We start from the raw sequence: 14,086 nt of genomic DNA on the forward strand, positions 1-14,086 counted from the left end.
GGTCGTGTCAGTGCGACCCCTGAGGCAAGCGCCACCTGCTTGACACGCTCCGGGCTGGTGGTGCCAACAACAGGCTGTATCCGCGCGGGATGACGCAGAATCCAGGCGATTGCCAGGGTAGTCGGGGTGACATTGAAGCCCTCAGCCATCACGTCTAGAACCTCGTTGAGCTTGGGGAACTTGGGGTTGCCTAAGAACGTGCCCTCAAAGAAGCCGTGCTGAAACGGAGACCACGCCTGCACAGTGATCTTCTTGAGACGGCAGTAGTCGAGAATGCCACCGTCGCGGTCTATCGAGCGGGGAATCTCCATATTGACGTTCAAACCGTGGTCAATCATGCCCGTATTTGTAATGCTAAACTGGAGCTGGTTTGCCTCCAGCTTCATCGGAAGGCTGGCCTGAAGCAGCTCGATCTGACTGGGATTGTGATTGCTCACCCCGAAATAATGCACCTTGCCGCTTTGCTTAAGCTGGTCAAAGGCCTCAGCCACTTCCTCCGGCTCGACAAGCGTATCCGGGCGGTGGAGCAGCAGAATATCGAGGTAGTCCGTATCGAGCCGCGCGAGAATCTTGTCCACGGAGTCCAGAATGTGCTGCTTTGAGAAGTCAAAGAACCCGCTGCGAATGCCGCACTTGCTCTGCAGAAGTAGCTGGCTTCGCTGCAGTCCTAGTCGTTTTATAGACTGTGCAAAGACCTCCTCACTCTTGCCGCCGCCGTAGATATCAGCGTGATCGTAGAAGTTAATCCCGGATTCCCAAGCGGTGCTCACCAGAGCATCTACGGCGGCGGGCTCCATCCCAGCAATGCGCATACAACCCAGAGAGATATCGGAAGCGTTTAGTGAGCTGGTTCCAATCGGCAGCGTTTTCATTGTCATGCTTGTAGTATACTCTAATGCTTGTAGTATACTCTCTTCCGTGCGGGTTAAAATGGTACTCCGTCAGAAAACCTGGCACGACGTGCCGCCAAATTAGTACCAACACTGCCTTTCTCAGCTACCCAATGCTGGGAGTAACTGTACGGACGATTCTTGATCACGAGATTTGCGACAGGAGGGATAATTTTAGCCGACTGATTTCTTGATGTACGTCAGCGGGTTGCGGTCATTGCGCCCGGTCTGTGCACGCTTGGGAATGTCGCAGAGGTGGAGCGCGGTGGCGTAGACATCGCCGTGATTGGGGATGAGCTCGCGGTAGGCCTTCTCTTTGGCGGCACTGTAGTGAGCGCTGGTTTTGTCGTTCCAGCCCGCCGGGCCCTCGCCGGTGACGGGATGAAAGTCGGGGTGGAGCGCACCATCGGGCTGAAGTGGGATGGCCTGCATGGTCTTGGTTCCCACACGCCCCCACTGGGTTCCGCCCCTGACATTCGGCCCCAGAAACGCCGCGCTGGTCACGAACCAGTGCTCGGAGATATCTTGGCCGTCCACTTTCTGCTTCTTCTCCGAGAGCGGCAAGTTAGACTTGATAATATCGTCCACGTCGCCGTGAATGGAGCGCCCAAACTCGCTGGTCAGCACGATGGTGGTGTAGTCCCAGATCGGCTTTCCGGTGGTCTTGTGTGGCGTGTTTTTGAGCAGCTCCACCAAGGTGAGAAGTGGCTCCCAGAGCTCCTCTTTGAGGCCCGTGGTCTGATCTGGCTGGCCTTTGGGAGTCACGCCATCGCCTGCCCAGAGGTTCTTGCGGCTGTGGTGCGAGTCGAAGTGCCGGATATCGCGCGTCTCGATAAAGTAGGTACACGAGAGGTTCTCGCGCATCAGCTCGTAGGTCATGAGTGCCTGCACATTCGTGGCGGGGCAGAACTTGGTGCGCGCCTTATTGCCGTTGACCGAGCGATATGTGATCAGCTCATCCACTGGCTTGACTTTGAACTTCTCTTTGAGAGTCGGGTCGGTGAACAGGCGCGAGAGTGCGCCGCGATCCAGCTTCTTGCCCTTGCTCGAAAGCCCCGCATAGATCTGCCGCGCCGAGTTGTAGCTCTTAATCGTCTCCATCTCGGAGTCTTTGCGTAGCCCGATGTGGGCGTTGTCTAAAAACTTCTCGATCTGCCGATTGACCACATCGCTCGCGCTGCCCTGCATCTGCAAGAGAAAGTCCCGAAGATTGGCGGGTGTCCCGGCGTAGATCGTGTGTGCGTGCGCGGGGCCAAGTGCGTGGTAGTAGCCCTTGCGCCCGGTGTACTGCACCTCATTGAGCTCGCCATCAGAGAGCCACCAGTGCCACGAGAGATTAGGGAGCGCGTAAGACTGCCCGTAGACCTCACTAAACGCCTGCATCACACTACGCTCATCGGGCTCGCGCTCCGCCTGGAGCCGCAGATCATAGCTGCCCATGTGGGCTTTGAGGCGCTCGCCCGAGTGAAACTGCCCGGTGTGCATCGAAGACAGAACAGCCATCTCGGGAAAGAGGCTCTTGCCTGCCTCGGCGAGATAGCCGTAGTTAATTTTTGCGTTCCACTGGTTGTCCACGCGGTAGCCGGGTGTGTTGTAGTTCAGCGTCCGGTAGCGCTCCTGACTGGTCTTCTCAAACGGCAGCCGGGTCTTGGGGAAGATATTATTCTCCGTCTCCAGCGGGGAGAACATGTCGTAGCTCTCCCAGCCGCCCTCCACAAACCAGTAGATCAGGTAGTGCGGATCAGCGCCCTCGGCGGCCTTCGACTCTAAGCTCGCCGCCAGTGCCGCACCTTGATTTGGGTCGCCGTGCTTGAGCAAGTACCCCAGAAAATCCGCCGCCCCGAGAGTCAGCCCCGCCGTTGCACCGCGATGAAGAAAGTCGCGCCGCGTCACCGCCCACGGATTCACCCTCGGCTTGGGAAGGTCGGTCTGTAGCACGGACGGCCCCAGCTCCGGGCAGTCCGTAAACTCCACGGCTCCCTCTTCGATGTCGTGATAATGGCTCATTCCAAATCCTCGTTGCTTGGTGGCAATAATGTACTCACCAGAATCGCCTGATCTTGCGCCGACAATGGCGCGATACTCTCGTCTTCGTTATGAACCGTGACGCTCTGGAACTTGCCCTCGCGTGGCTCGCGGTGGACATGGAGCGTGCGCTGCACCAGATCCAGTGACCAGTATTCCACAATTTCCGCCCGAGCGTAGAGGCTGGCTTTTGTACCTCGATCAAAATAGCGCGTGGCGTCGGAGATTTCGACGAGAAGCCGAATATCGTCAGGGCGCGGGTTACTCTCGCCAAACTCGGTCAAAGGACGGTTCAGAACGATCAAGTCCGGTTCGGGAGTGCTCGTCGGATTATCTTCTGGTGATACATCAATGGCCACCGGGCCTTCCACATAGAGATCGCCAAAGATCTGTCGTAAGCAGATACAGGTAAGGCTAAGAGCGATGGCATGGGGACGTTTCTGTGGCATTTTCCTGAGAATATCTCCTTCGATCAGCTCGTACTTTCCAGGCGTGAGCAGGCCATCGCGCTCGAATCTTGCGCAGTCGTCGCGAGTCCAGCGGATGCGGAAGGGGCGTGTTGTGTCTAGCTCAGGCTCATAGGTTGTTGTAGGCATGATCTCATTGTACTCCGATGCGCTGATGAAGGGCGGAAAGCTGCGCTAGGCGTTTTTTCTTGGGATCAGAGCTAGGCGGCGCGATGACCGTGCCATTGAGATACTCAGGGGTTAAGACGAGTGCTTTGATAAGCGGCTTGAGGGCGTAGTTGTTTTTCACGACAGCGTTCCAGAGCCGCTGGTAGAGCCCGCGCTCATCGGTCTCGCAGCGCAGCTCGCGGCCAAAGTACCAGACAAAATGCGTCTGGAGAATCGTGCGTATAAAGCGCTCTTTAGCCACTGCCTGCGTCGCAAACGCCTCCATGCCCTCACCCTTGAATGGATAAGCGGCCACTTCGTCGCGATCCGAGTGGTCAATGGGCAAGCCGTACTCATCGTGCGCCCGGTAGCTTCCCTCGTCGTCCCAGTGCGCTCTTTGGTAGGCAAGCGGTGTGAGCACTTTATGGCACGTGTAACAGACCGATTTCGGATCCGTGGTCGCCGACGCCGTGATTCCCGTGCGCGACTGAACAATCTCATCGGGAACCTCGAAGGCATAGCCCAAGAATTTCTCGCACACTTGAGCGGAGTAGTTAAAGTGCGGCAGGCTCGGCTTTCCCTGGATAAAGCCCTTCATGGTGAGGACACCGGTCTTGCCGTAGTACGCAGGACGCGGCTGTTTCTGAAACGCACTATTGACCGTGTAGTCGGCAGTGAGCAGCTCTTTAAACGGACGGTTCTGCGTCGCCAGATAAGTCCAGAGCCGCGCGGGCTCGTCTTGCTCGGGCGTGCCGTGGCTCTCGATATAGAGACGCGTGCGGTGAAAATAGAAGTCCGTGAACTCTTTGGAGGCGAGATAGCCCTCCACGAGTTTCTCTAAAGCCACGCCCGACTCGCACTGCGCCAGCTCAGCGTCGCTGGGAGTGCGCCCTACCAGGTCCTGCGCAAGCTTCACGAGCTGTAAGCGCTTACGAATCTTAGGGTCGGTGGTGGCTGTCAGCGAGCGGGGACGCGTAAAGAGAAAGTCCGGGTGCGCGAGCAGCGCACGGCAGAGCCCTTCCCACGCAGCTTGCCTCGCAGAGAGCTTGTTCACTGTAAAGGCCAGCTTGGGCAGGGCTGGGTTTGTGAGCAGCACTCTTGGTCCGCCAATCTGTGTCCACTTAAAGGTCAGGGTTGAGCGCTGAATATTATACGACGACGAGGCGTCAACCGTAAGCTGAGCCCCCAGATGTGCGATCAGCGGTGCAGAAATCTGCACAATGGGCGATGAGGACTGGGCATGTACCACAATCGGGACGCGTGTTTCATTATCGGCCTTGCCTGGATAGACAATCGCGGGACGGTAGGCACGCTTTGAGTCGTAACCATCACCGCTCGTGGGAGCAAAGAGCAGTGTGAGCGGCTTTTTTCGTTTTTCTGCATCCCCTGCAAGATCTTGCAGCAAGTCCGGCCCGACCGTGTTGTAGGGATTGAAGTTCTCGGCGGGAAACTTGCCCCAGAGTTCTCGGTTTTTCGCCTTGCCCGCCCGAAGCAAAATCGGCACCTCGCTGCCCGCTGCAAAGAGACGTACCGCATCGGCGACCACGCGCTTTGTAGTGCCCTCATTGCGTACTTCAACCCCATCGTTCGGGCCAAATACAAACGAAGACTTCAAATCCGCGTGAGGTCGGTTATCCACGCTCTGGTCAATAAAAAAATGCGCCTCGCCTTTGGGCGGCACCGGCGGCGGCGGCGGCGTGGCAATGGTGCTGGCTTTATCAGCACTCACCACCTGAACACAGAGATCCTGGCAGAGGCTAGCGGGCGCGAGGTTCTTGCCCGCCAGGCGCTTTGCCGCCTTCGGGGCGGCAGCACGCTTCCACAGAAATGTCACATCGTACTTACCGGGCTTTTCGACACTCAGCGGGAAGGTGATCTGCGAGGCGCCCTTGTTCTCACTATTGTCCTCCGCGCTCGCTCCACTGAGCTTCCACGCGCCCTCGACGAGCACGCCGGGCTCCCCGACCCTCGTCACCCACTCGCGGCCCTCTCCCTTCACGCGCACCCCGACCACACTCACATTGCCGTAGCTCTCGGCGTTGCTGAGGATCACACGCTGGCCTTTATTCTCTGGCAGAAGCGTAAAGCTCCCGAGCAGCTTCTCCGCCGCCTCACCCGCCTCTTGGTCCACGTAGAGTGTGGTGAGTGCGTGCTCCTCACTGCGCACCGCGATGCCCAGCTCTTTGGTCACCCGCTGGCCGCGCTCGTCGGTGACGGCGAGAGAGAATCTGAGATCGCTCGGTGCGGTCTGGGTCAAGCTACTCTGCGCCGCTGCGACGCTCTTTAGAAATGCCTGCGCCTCAACAAGCTCGGTGGGAGTCGGTTCACGAAAAAGCAGCTTCTTCCAGAGCCGCGAAATGCCCTCTTTCTCGGCAGTCTGCTCCGTAAACCCCACAAATGGCCCAGTCTGATTCAGATAGGCCTTGCTCGCCAGCTCGCGGGCCACAAGTTCGACACCGCTTAGAAATGTCGGGGAGGCTTTGCTTGTCTCATCGAAGCGCTTTACAAAGTCCGCTCCGCCAAAAAGATGTGCATTCTCGACAAAAAGATTACGATCCTCACGCTCGCCATCATCGCCAAAAATAGCGAAAGTCTTGCCACGAAGCTGCCGGAATGTCAGGAACGTATTATCGAATGTCGGCTTTTTTGCCCCCGTGAACGGAAGCACTAAGTAGGATGGAAACTGCTCATCCGGCTTCTTCCCCGAAGCGGCTTGCTGTGCCCGAACGGCTTCGCCAAAGTGATCGAAGGCCGTAATCTGCGCCACGGAGAGCTTGTGCATCCCCTGCGGGGGCATAATAATATTCTTGTCCGAGGTCGTGACCCGGTAGACAATGCTGGAGTGATTATCGGGGTCGAACTGTCCCTCGGCAACAAGCTTCAGAAGCGCCGTGTGCGCATCGGCGGGCAACAGCAGCTGCGACGGGTTTTTCTTGGCATGGCAAGAGGCGCACTGACTTTGCAGAACCGGCCACAAGTCTCTTTTGAAGAGCTGCTCAGGTGTATTTTGCGGCTGTGCGGGAACACTCGCGGCCAGGGCTAGCCCACAGGCCAGCACCGCTCCCATAAAAACATGCTTCCTTGCCATGCCAAGATTATACCAAGTTGAGAGATCAATCTATGGGGGAGAGTGCAGGGTGAGCTTGTTACCCTCAGAATCCAGAAAGAACGCGCAGTAGCCGATATCTTCCGCCACCAGAGTCTTTTCGGTGAGCACAGTTCCGCCATGAGATAGACCGGCATCTCGTAGGCAAAAATCGCGCTGTAGAACGCCTTGGCGCGCTCGAAATCACTCACAGGAATCTCAAACCAGTTGATTGCATGTGTTACCATTTCCATGCCTTCGTCTTTTCCTGTGCTGGCGATAAGGGTGCCGTCGGGCGCGACAATGCGACTGTGACCGTAGTCCCAGGTCTGGCCGACCGTGCCACCTTGATTTGCGATCATCATCCCGATCTTGCCCCACGGACTGTCCACAACCAGCCCCGCCTGATCGCCATAGTTCCAGAAACAGTGCTCATTACCGCCCGTCTCTGTATCCCAGAGCCGGTGCTTACGGTAGCGTGCGAGAACGCCACCTGGGCCAAGAAAGACACTCGTATTATAAAGCTTGCCCTCTTCTGCCCCCTCACCGTGCTCGGTCATGCCGAAGATCATGTGCAGATCAAGAGCTTGTAAGTGTACCTGAAGCCAGTGCGTACTCTCGCCGGGGATCGCCTCAGCCGTGCGTGCGACATAGGCTTTCTCCCCCAAGGTAGGAACGTGAGAAATGTAGCCCCAGCCTGGATTCTGTTGCAGCGCGATCTCGGGAAAGAGAACAAGCTCTGCCCCTTGCGCTTTGGCAGCCTTGAGATAACTCAGAAAAGTCGCACGATTGGCGGCGACATCACATGCGGCGCTCAGACAGACCGTGGCGGTGGTTAAGAAAGTCATGGCCCTTATTTTATCGTTTCGATACTGGAAGCTCTGTGGCAGGAGATGCTATAATGACAACCAGGCACTTCAGCGCCTGGAGAGGATTTTCAACGATGGAACGGATGACAACACAAACCAAGATTATAGTGGCAACAGCGGCAGCTCTGGCAGTGGTAGATATCGCAGTTCGCGCCTTTCTTCCCGCTCGTACGATCATTATTCACGAGGGGAATAGCAACGCCAATGTTCTAACGGTTCAGCAGCTACGAATCGTTGATAACGCAGGCAATGTCAAGATGGACATGAAAGTCAACAGCAATGGCGACCCAGGGCTTCTCATGTTTGATAGCACGGGCACCGAGCGTCTTCAGCTCGATACCTTCCAGAACATCCCCAGCTTGATTTTAATGGATCAAGACGAAAACCGCAGAGTTTATTTTGGAATGCAGGGCGACTCCGGTGAAGGACTGCACACCAACTACTCCGCCGAAGAAGCCGTCACGCACGAGCGCCACGACGACTAGTTCAGCTTCTGCATCACCCCGACAGCCGCTCGGCGTAGTGCCAGCGGCTGCGGATTTTCTGGTAGAAGTTCGGCCCCCCCGCAGCCAGTAGTCGAACATTGTAGGGCGCACGGCTGACAGCCACCGTATCGCCTGGTGAGAGAGAAAGCCCGGTCTGACCATCGGCGGTCACGGCCACGGCGTCTCGGGTCTGTGCCTCGATGGTCAAATAGATGGTCTCCGTGTCGGGAACCAGAAGCGTGCGAGCCGAGAGCGTGTGCGGAGCAATGGGTGTAATCATCAGCGTGCGCACATCCGGGTGAACCAGCGGCCCCCCTGCCGAGAGGGAATAGCCCGTCGAGCCTGTCGGTGACGAGACAATCACCCCATCAGCGGCGTAGGTTGCGATAGCATGCTCCCCGACACGGGTGTGAACATGTACCATGCGCACCGCACCACTAGCCACCACAACATCGTTCATCGCAAGTAGATGTGTCTCAGGCATGGGATCGTCGCCCCGGTAGAGTGCACCTGCTAGCAACATCCGCTCGTGAACCTCGCAGTGGCCCTGAAGCGCAGCGGTCACAGCGGCTTCGAGGTTTTCGGGAGCGGCCTCGGTGACGAAACCAAAGCGTCCCAGGTGGATCGCGAGCAGTGGGGTTCCGTGCGCTGCAACCAGCCGCGCGGCGGAGAGTACCGTGCCATCTCCTCCAAAAACGACGACGAAATCGCTCTTCGCAATTTCGTCGTCCGTGTAGTCCGGGGGCATCCTGACAGCGACCCCACGCTGAATGAGCACTTTTGCCAAGCCCATCGCCGCTTCGAGGGCAGCGGGCTTGGAATCATTGGCAAGCAGTCCGACTATCTTGCCACTCACCCTAACCTCCGCCTACTTTCTTGGCGGGCTTGGCGGCAGGCTTCGTCATAGGCACTAGTTTCGGGGTCGGCGTGTCCCCGAGCTTGCCAAAACGAGCCAGGTTAGCCTTGGCTTCCGCATGCTGTGGATTGAGCTGCAATGCCTTCTTGTAGGACACCATTGCATCGTTGAGCATACCTCGGCGCTCATAGACAACGCCTAGGTTATTGTGAGCCTGAGCCGAGCTAGGATCCGCCTTAATTGCGGTCTGGAACGCCTTGAAGGCTGCCTCAAGATTATTGGTGCGCATGTAGGCTCCGCCGATCGCGAGCTGCGGTGTTGCCTCACTTGGCTTAAGCTGTGCCATCTCGGTATAGACCTTCAGCGCTTCGTCTTCGCGGCCCTGGCTTTGCAAGGCACTTGCTAGATAGTCACGTGAGTCGTAGTCGGAGGGATCCAGCGCGACCGCTTTTTGCCAGGCCGTGATCGCCCCATTGGTATCCTGCTGTTTCAGGCAGGTGGTTCCCAGGTTTAGCCAGGCAACATGGCTCGTGGCATCCAGTTCTGTAGCGGCTCTGAAGCGTGTTCCCGCCTCAGCAAAGCTTCCCTTGTTGAAGTGAAGGTAGCCCGCATTGAGCAGCGCATCCAGGTAGCGAGGATTAAGGGCCAGTACTTTCTCGTAGGCGGAAAGTGCCCCCTCCGTGTTGCCTGTCTTTGCCAGAAGCACACCCTGGTTGTAGCGAGCGGTCACATCCCCCGCAGGAGCACCTTCAGCACCCCCCGCAGCGAGATCGGCAGCAACTCCGTAAACCGTCGCGCCTTCCGCAGACCGATTGGTATTGCTGTAGGCGAAGGCCAGGTTCACAAGAATTCCGTAGTTGTTCGGATCCAGCTTGCGGGCCGTCTCAAGAACGGGAACCGCTCCGGCGTAGTTACGGCGCTGTACTTCGATAGAGCCCAGTGCAGCATGCGCCGCCTTGTCGCCGGTATTATTTGCAATTCCACTGCGCATTGCCTGAGCTGCCTGATCCAGCCGCCCCAGGTTCTGTAGGGCAATCCCAAGATTGATGAATGTCTGCCCGTCGTTTGGCTTGAGATCCGCCGACTTCCTGTAGGCTATCGCTGCCCGTGCGAAGTCTTTTTTGCGTGCACAGGCAAAGCCCAGGTTGAACTGAGCCTCCGCCGAGTCGGGGCGCTTCTCCGCCACTTTCTCAAAGAGAGTAATGGCGCGGTCCGTATCATCGGTGGCACGCTCTGGTTTAAGCAACAGTGCATTGCCAAGATTGGTCATGGTCTCGGGGGAGTCCGGCTTCTTAGTGAGCGCCTTCTCCAGGTATGGAATGGCCTTGGCGTAGTCACTCGACTTAACCAAAACAAAACCGAGCCAGGCGTTGGTGTCGCCGTCCTCAGGCATAGCCAGGATGGCTTTTTCCATCTCCGTGCGTGCCGTGGCGAGGTCGCCATCTCTGTAGGCCTTGCGCGCCCGATCAAACGCCCCATTGTCCCGTGTAGCCGCAGTTGCTGCGGGGGGCTGGGCACTCTGCGCCCAGGTGGGCATGCCTAGAAGGCCGAATGCGGTCAGAGCCGCCGAAGAAAAAATGATCCGCTTCATGTGCGAAATAACTCCTGGTCACGATTGAGATACCCGCGCATCCGCAGGACTGCTTGTGTGTGCAGCTGATAGACACGCGACTCCGATACCGAGAGCACCTTACCGATTTCTTTGAAGGTCAAGCCTTCATAATAATACAGGGCTATGACGAGCCTCTCTCGCTCTGGCAGGCGGTCTATGCCCCCTCCCAGATGCCGAATCCGCTCCCGTAGCTCCACATCCGCCACAGGTGTCGCTCCATCGTCCGGCACGACATCCGAAAGATGCAGCCGCTCCGAGCCGTCACTACCCATGATCAGGTCGTCCAGGGAGAGAACCGAGCCTCGCCCTGTGTCCGCCATCATTTTTGAGAGTTCTTCGCCGGTGACACCCATATGCTGCGCGATATCATCCTCTTTTGGAGGCCGCCCCAGCGATATTTCCAGCTCGTTGAACGCTCTCTCTAGCGCCTTGGCCCGCTCTCGAATCGAGCGCGGAACCCAGTCTTCCTCACGAAGCGACTCCAGGATCGCTCCACGGATTAAGGCGATAGCGTAGGTCTCAAACTTAACCTGTCGCCCGGGGTCAAACTGATCCACCGCCTTGATTAATCCCATGGAACCAGCCGTGTAGAGATCCTCACGCTCCAGGTTCGGGGGGAGGTTACTCACCACCCGCCCGGCAGTGATCTTAACCAGATAGCCGTAATTATTGATGATCACATCACGTGCGCGGGAGTCACCACTCCCTTTGAAGCGACGCCACACATCCTCCATTAATCGAGCTGCCATCTAGTCTCGCCCGTCCCCTACTTGTTTATTGTTACTAGCCACCGAGTGTGTATTATAACCGCTGCATCTGCATACCACAAGCGGATGATAAACTTCCTATACATATGTTTCTGACACTTACCGTCGCCGCCCAGCCCCCACTACTCACCGACTCGCTCTTCCGTATGTCTGTGACCCGCCTTATGTGGCATCCTCGTTCCTCTGTGTCGCTCTGTCGGAGTACTTCTCCACTGCGCTCTCGGGACGTTGTCAAGAGCGCCCTGAACTAGCAACCACCTAAGTGGGGCTATAGCAACTTGTATACCGTCGTGCTCTGCGGGCACCAGACACTCCATGATTTATTGTCGCACCTCGACGTTCTGCTCCCCACGCTCGGTGGTTGATCTGGGCTGTGTGGTTGATCTGGGCTGTGTTGAGGGCCGGACACTAAGGCTCTCCGATGTTTTTGCCCACGCCCGCCCACGTCGGGTTCTGATCACCACCCCCAACACCGAGTACAATACCGTCTGGGAGAGCCTGCCCGCTGGGAAGCGACGTCACCACGACCATCGGCTTCCAGTGGACACGCGCACAGTTTCACGTCGCGGCAGCCCACGGCTCCCCCACACAAGCCGCACTCTTTGACCAAAATGCCTGAATATCCCTCTATTACCTACACCCGCCGCCCGGTGAACCCAGAGCCCGACACCGAGCTTGCTCTGGCCCGCGAGCGCCGCAGCATCCGGCAGTTCTCCGATCAGCCGGTGCCGCGTGCGCTAATCGAAGCGGCCCTCTCGATCGCCTGCACCGCGCCGTCGGGGGCGAACCGTCAGCCCTGGCGCTTTGTGGTGCTCACCGATCCCAGCACGAAAGCACGTCTGCGCGAAGCCGCCGAGGCGGAGGAGCGGGAGTTCTACACACACCGCGCCACCCCCGAGTGGCTCGCCGATCTCGCCCCGCTAGGCACCGATTGGCAGAAGCCGTTTCTAACCACGGCACCGTATGTGATTGTCGTGTTTCGCCAGTCCTACGGCATCGGGGAGAGCGGCAAGACGCTCAAGAACTACTACAGCCCGGAGTCGGTGGGGATCGCCGTCGGTTTTCTGATCGCCGCCCTGAATCGTTTTGGCCTCTCGACCCTCACGCACACGCCCTCTCCGATGGGTTTTCTTAATCAAATCTGCGAGCGCCCCAGCAATGAGAAAGCCTTCGTCGTGCTTCCCGTAGGCTACCCCGCCGAGGACTGCACCGTCCCGGATATCAAGCGCCTGCCGGAGTCAGAGACCATTTTCTGGGAAAAAAGCTAGGCAAGTTGGTTTGGTTTTGGCTTCCAGGAGTAGGGGTAGTTGTCGTCCTCCAACGCCAGTGCGGCTTTGGTAAGTTTCAATGGGCGGAAAGTGTCTACCATCACGGCGAGCTCTTCCGTTCTGGTCTTGCCAAGGCTGGCCTCGACCGCGCCGGGCTGGGGGCCGTGCGGCAGCCCCGACGGGTGCAGCGTGACGGAGCCGACTTCGATTCCCCGGCGGCTGGCGAAGTTGCCGTTCACATAGTAAAGCACTTCGTCGCTGTCTAGGTTGGAGTGGTTGTACGGAATCGCGATCGCATCGGGGTGGTAGTCCAGCATTCTCGGCACAAAGCTGCACACCACAAAGTTATGGGCCTCGAAAGTCTGATGCGAAGGCGGCGGCTGGTGAAGGCTGCCCGTAAGCGGCTCGAAGTCGTGGATGGAGAGGGCGTAGGGGTAGAGAAAGCCGTCCCAGCCGATCACGTCGAGCGGGTGAAAGTCGTAGAAGTAGGCCGTGAGATGCCCACGAGCCTTGATCCGCACCTCAAAGCGGCCCTTCTTATCGAAGAACAACGGTGCCTCCGGGACACGAATATCCCGCTCGCAGAACGGGGCGTGCTCTAGAAACTGCCCGTACTCATTGCGATAGCGCTCCGGCGGCTCAATCGTGCTGGCAGCGGACTCGGTGAGCAGCATGGTTGTGGGGCCAAGATCGCAGACAACCCGGTAGATCGTGCCGCGCGGGATCACCAAATAATCGCCGGGCCGGTACGGCAGTGTCCCAAAGAGCGTTTCGAGCTTGCCCGTTCCCTCATGGACAAAGAGCAGATCGTCCCCATCGGCGTTTTTGTAGAAGTAGTTCATCGGCTCCGTGGGGCGAACCAGCGCCAGAAGCACATCGGCATTGACCAGAAACGGAACACGCCCCGCAATGGGATCGCCGCCGGGCTTGAGCAAGTGCGTCTTCAAGTGCCGGTGACGGAGCGGCTCAAACTCCAGTGTCTCCGGCGTTAAGTCGCCGAGATACTTGTACTCCGCCACCTGAGTGGGCAGATTCGCGTGATACAGAATCGAAGCGATCCCCGAGAAGCCCTTCGTCCCGAAAACTTCCTCAGCATAGAGCGAGCCATCGGGCTGCCGAAACTGCGTGTGCCGTTTGCGGGGGATCTCCCCCAGCTTTACATAGTGCGCCATTGCGTCGTTAACCTCCCAAAGATTTTACCCGTTTCCCCCACGAGGAGAGGTACAATTGCGAGCAGAAAATAGACGAGGAAACGATAGACCATGACGTGATGAGTCTGATATCGTGGTGCAGGCAAAGTTCTAGGGCCGCGAAGCGTTCCACGCAAGCTCGCGCCTAATACTTTCTCGATAGAGTCTCCTGCCCAACCAGCGACGCTGATGTCCAAGATGCAGATTCCCGAGAATGAGCGGGTGCAGGTTCGTCTGGAGTGCCTGCGTCTGATCGTGACGCTCCGGCTCAACCCGGCACGCTCGCAGTTGATTTCTGGGTTTGTGCGAACGTATTTGCAGATGACACGTAACGGCTCAGCTATCCGTTTGGAAGGCCGGTAAAATCGGATCACCTCGGAAAACGGAGATCAAGGCATCCAGGCGATTCAAGCCTTGCTTGCCAC

General features: G+C 57.9%; 14 protein-coding genes and 1 pseudogene. 6 read left to right on the top strand and 9 right to left on the bottom strand.

All coding sequences use genetic code 11. The features are described from left to right. From ACH2ED_RS19145 to ACH2ED_RS19165, 5 genes are all read right to left on the bottom strand, one after another. Positions 1-872: aldo/keto reductase family oxidoreductase (locus ACH2ED_RS19145; protein WP_395094325.1), on the bottom strand; the 872-nt coding region annotated here is incomplete at its 3' end. Positions 873-1,064: 192 nt separating this feature from the next. Continuing rightward, on the bottom strand, positions 1,065-2,897 hold the full coding sequence (locus ACH2ED_RS19150; RefSeq protein WP_395094313.1) for a hypothetical protein: 1,833 nt from the start codon (positions 2,895-2,897) through the stop codon (positions 1,065-1,067). Beyond that, positions 2,894-3,511, bottom strand: a complete 618-nt coding sequence (locus tag ACH2ED_RS19155; RefSeq protein WP_395094314.1) for a Uma2 family endonuclease — start codon at positions 3,509-3,511, stop codon at positions 2,894-2,896. The genes ACH2ED_RS19150 and ACH2ED_RS19155 overlap by 4 nt, the downstream gene beginning before the upstream one ends. A gap of 4 nt (positions 3,512-3,515) precedes the next feature. Beyond that, on the bottom strand, positions 3,516-6,617 hold the full coding sequence (locus ACH2ED_RS19160; protein ID WP_395094315.1) for a hypothetical protein: 3,102 nt from the start codon (positions 6,615-6,617) through the stop codon (positions 3,516-3,518). Continuing rightward, positions 6,569-7,462: a nitrilase-related carbon-nitrogen hydrolase gene (locus ACH2ED_RS19165; protein ID WP_395094316.1), complete on the bottom strand. Its 894-nt coding sequence runs from the start codon at positions 7,460-7,462 to the stop codon at positions 6,569-6,571. Before ACH2ED_RS19165 ends, ACH2ED_RS19160 begins: the two co-directional genes overlap by 49 nt. A 95-nt stretch (positions 7,463-7,557) precedes the next feature. On the opposite strand from ACH2ED_RS19165, the gene ACH2ED_RS19170 reads away from it, so the two are divergent. Continuing rightward, positions 7,558-7,968 carry a hypothetical protein gene (locus ACH2ED_RS19170; RefSeq protein ID WP_395094317.1) on the top strand — a complete coding sequence of 137 codons (411 nt, stop codon included), beginning with the start codon at positions 7,558-7,560 and terminating at the stop codon, positions 7,966-7,968. A 13-nt stretch (positions 7,969-7,981) separates the two neighbouring features. Here ACH2ED_RS19170 and ACH2ED_RS19175 read toward each other — a convergent pair whose 3' ends face one another. Genes ACH2ED_RS19175 through ACH2ED_RS19185 form a run of 3 tightly spaced genes read right to left on the bottom strand, consistent with a single transcriptional unit; the run spans position 7,982 to position 11,185 of the window. Next, a complete protein-coding gene (locus ACH2ED_RS19175) occupies positions 7,982-8,824 on the bottom strand; it encodes an NAD(+)/NADH kinase (RefSeq protein ID WP_395094318.1) in 843 nt (280 codons plus the stop codon). A 1-nt stretch (position 8,825) separates the two neighbouring features. Further along, entirely contained in the window at positions 8,826-10,415 is a 1,590-nt protein-coding gene (locus tag ACH2ED_RS19180; protein ID WP_395094319.1) for a tetratricopeptide repeat protein, read from the bottom strand. Next, positions 10,412-11,185 (bottom strand): FliA/WhiG family RNA polymerase sigma factor, encoded by a 774-nt coding sequence (locus tag ACH2ED_RS19185; protein ID WP_395094320.1) that lies wholly within the window; start codon positions 11,183-11,185, stop codon positions 10,412-10,414. Before ACH2ED_RS19185 ends, ACH2ED_RS19180 begins: the two co-directional genes overlap by 4 nt. A gap of 184 nt (positions 11,186-11,369) precedes the next feature. On the opposite strand from ACH2ED_RS19185, the gene ACH2ED_RS19190 reads away from it, so the two are divergent. The 4 genes and pseudogenes from ACH2ED_RS19190 to ACH2ED_RS19205 all read left to right on the top strand — a co-directional run bounded on the left by ACH2ED_RS19190 (position 11,370) and on the right by ACH2ED_RS19205 (position 12,471). Next, positions 11,370-11,465, top strand: coding sequence for a hypothetical protein (locus ACH2ED_RS19190; protein WP_395094321.1), 96 nt, complete (start codon positions 11,370-11,372; stop codon positions 11,463-11,465). A gap of 28 nt (positions 11,466-11,493) precedes the next feature. Further along, on the top strand, positions 11,494-11,568 hold the full coding sequence (locus ACH2ED_RS19195; protein ID WP_395094326.1) for a hypothetical protein: 75 nt from the start codon (positions 11,494-11,496) through the stop codon (positions 11,566-11,568). A 58-nt stretch (positions 11,569-11,626) separates the two neighbouring features. Beyond that, positions 11,627-11,822: pseudogene (locus ACH2ED_RS19200) on the top strand (3' terminal RNA ribose 2'-O-methyltransferase Hen1); the annotation flags it as partial. Continuing rightward, on the top strand, positions 11,815-12,471 hold the full coding sequence (locus tag ACH2ED_RS19205; RefSeq protein WP_395094322.1) for a nitroreductase family protein: 657 nt from the start codon (positions 11,815-11,817) through the stop codon (positions 12,469-12,471). The pseudogene ACH2ED_RS19200 and the gene ACH2ED_RS19205, both read left to right, overlap by 8 nt. On the opposite strand, the gene ACH2ED_RS19210 is transcribed toward ACH2ED_RS19205, so the two are convergent. Continuing rightward, positions 12,468-13,643 (bottom strand): homogentisate 1,2-dioxygenase, encoded by a 1,176-nt coding sequence (locus tag ACH2ED_RS19210; protein WP_395094323.1) that lies wholly within the window; start codon positions 13,641-13,643, stop codon positions 12,468-12,470. The two genes, ACH2ED_RS19205 and ACH2ED_RS19210, sit on opposite strands and share 4 nt — an antisense overlap. Before the next feature lie 216 nt (positions 13,644-13,859). On the opposite strand from ACH2ED_RS19210, the gene ACH2ED_RS19215 reads away from it, so the two are divergent. Beyond that, a complete protein-coding gene (locus ACH2ED_RS19215; RefSeq protein WP_395094324.1) occupies positions 13,860-14,024 on the top strand; it encodes a hypothetical protein in 165 nt (54 codons plus the stop codon). Positions 14,025-14,086: the final 62 nt, after the last annotated feature.

The organism is Armatimonas sp. (genome assembly GCF_043757465.1).
GTDB lineage: Bacteria > Armatimonadota > Armatimonadia > Armatimonadales > Armatimonadaceae > Armatimonas.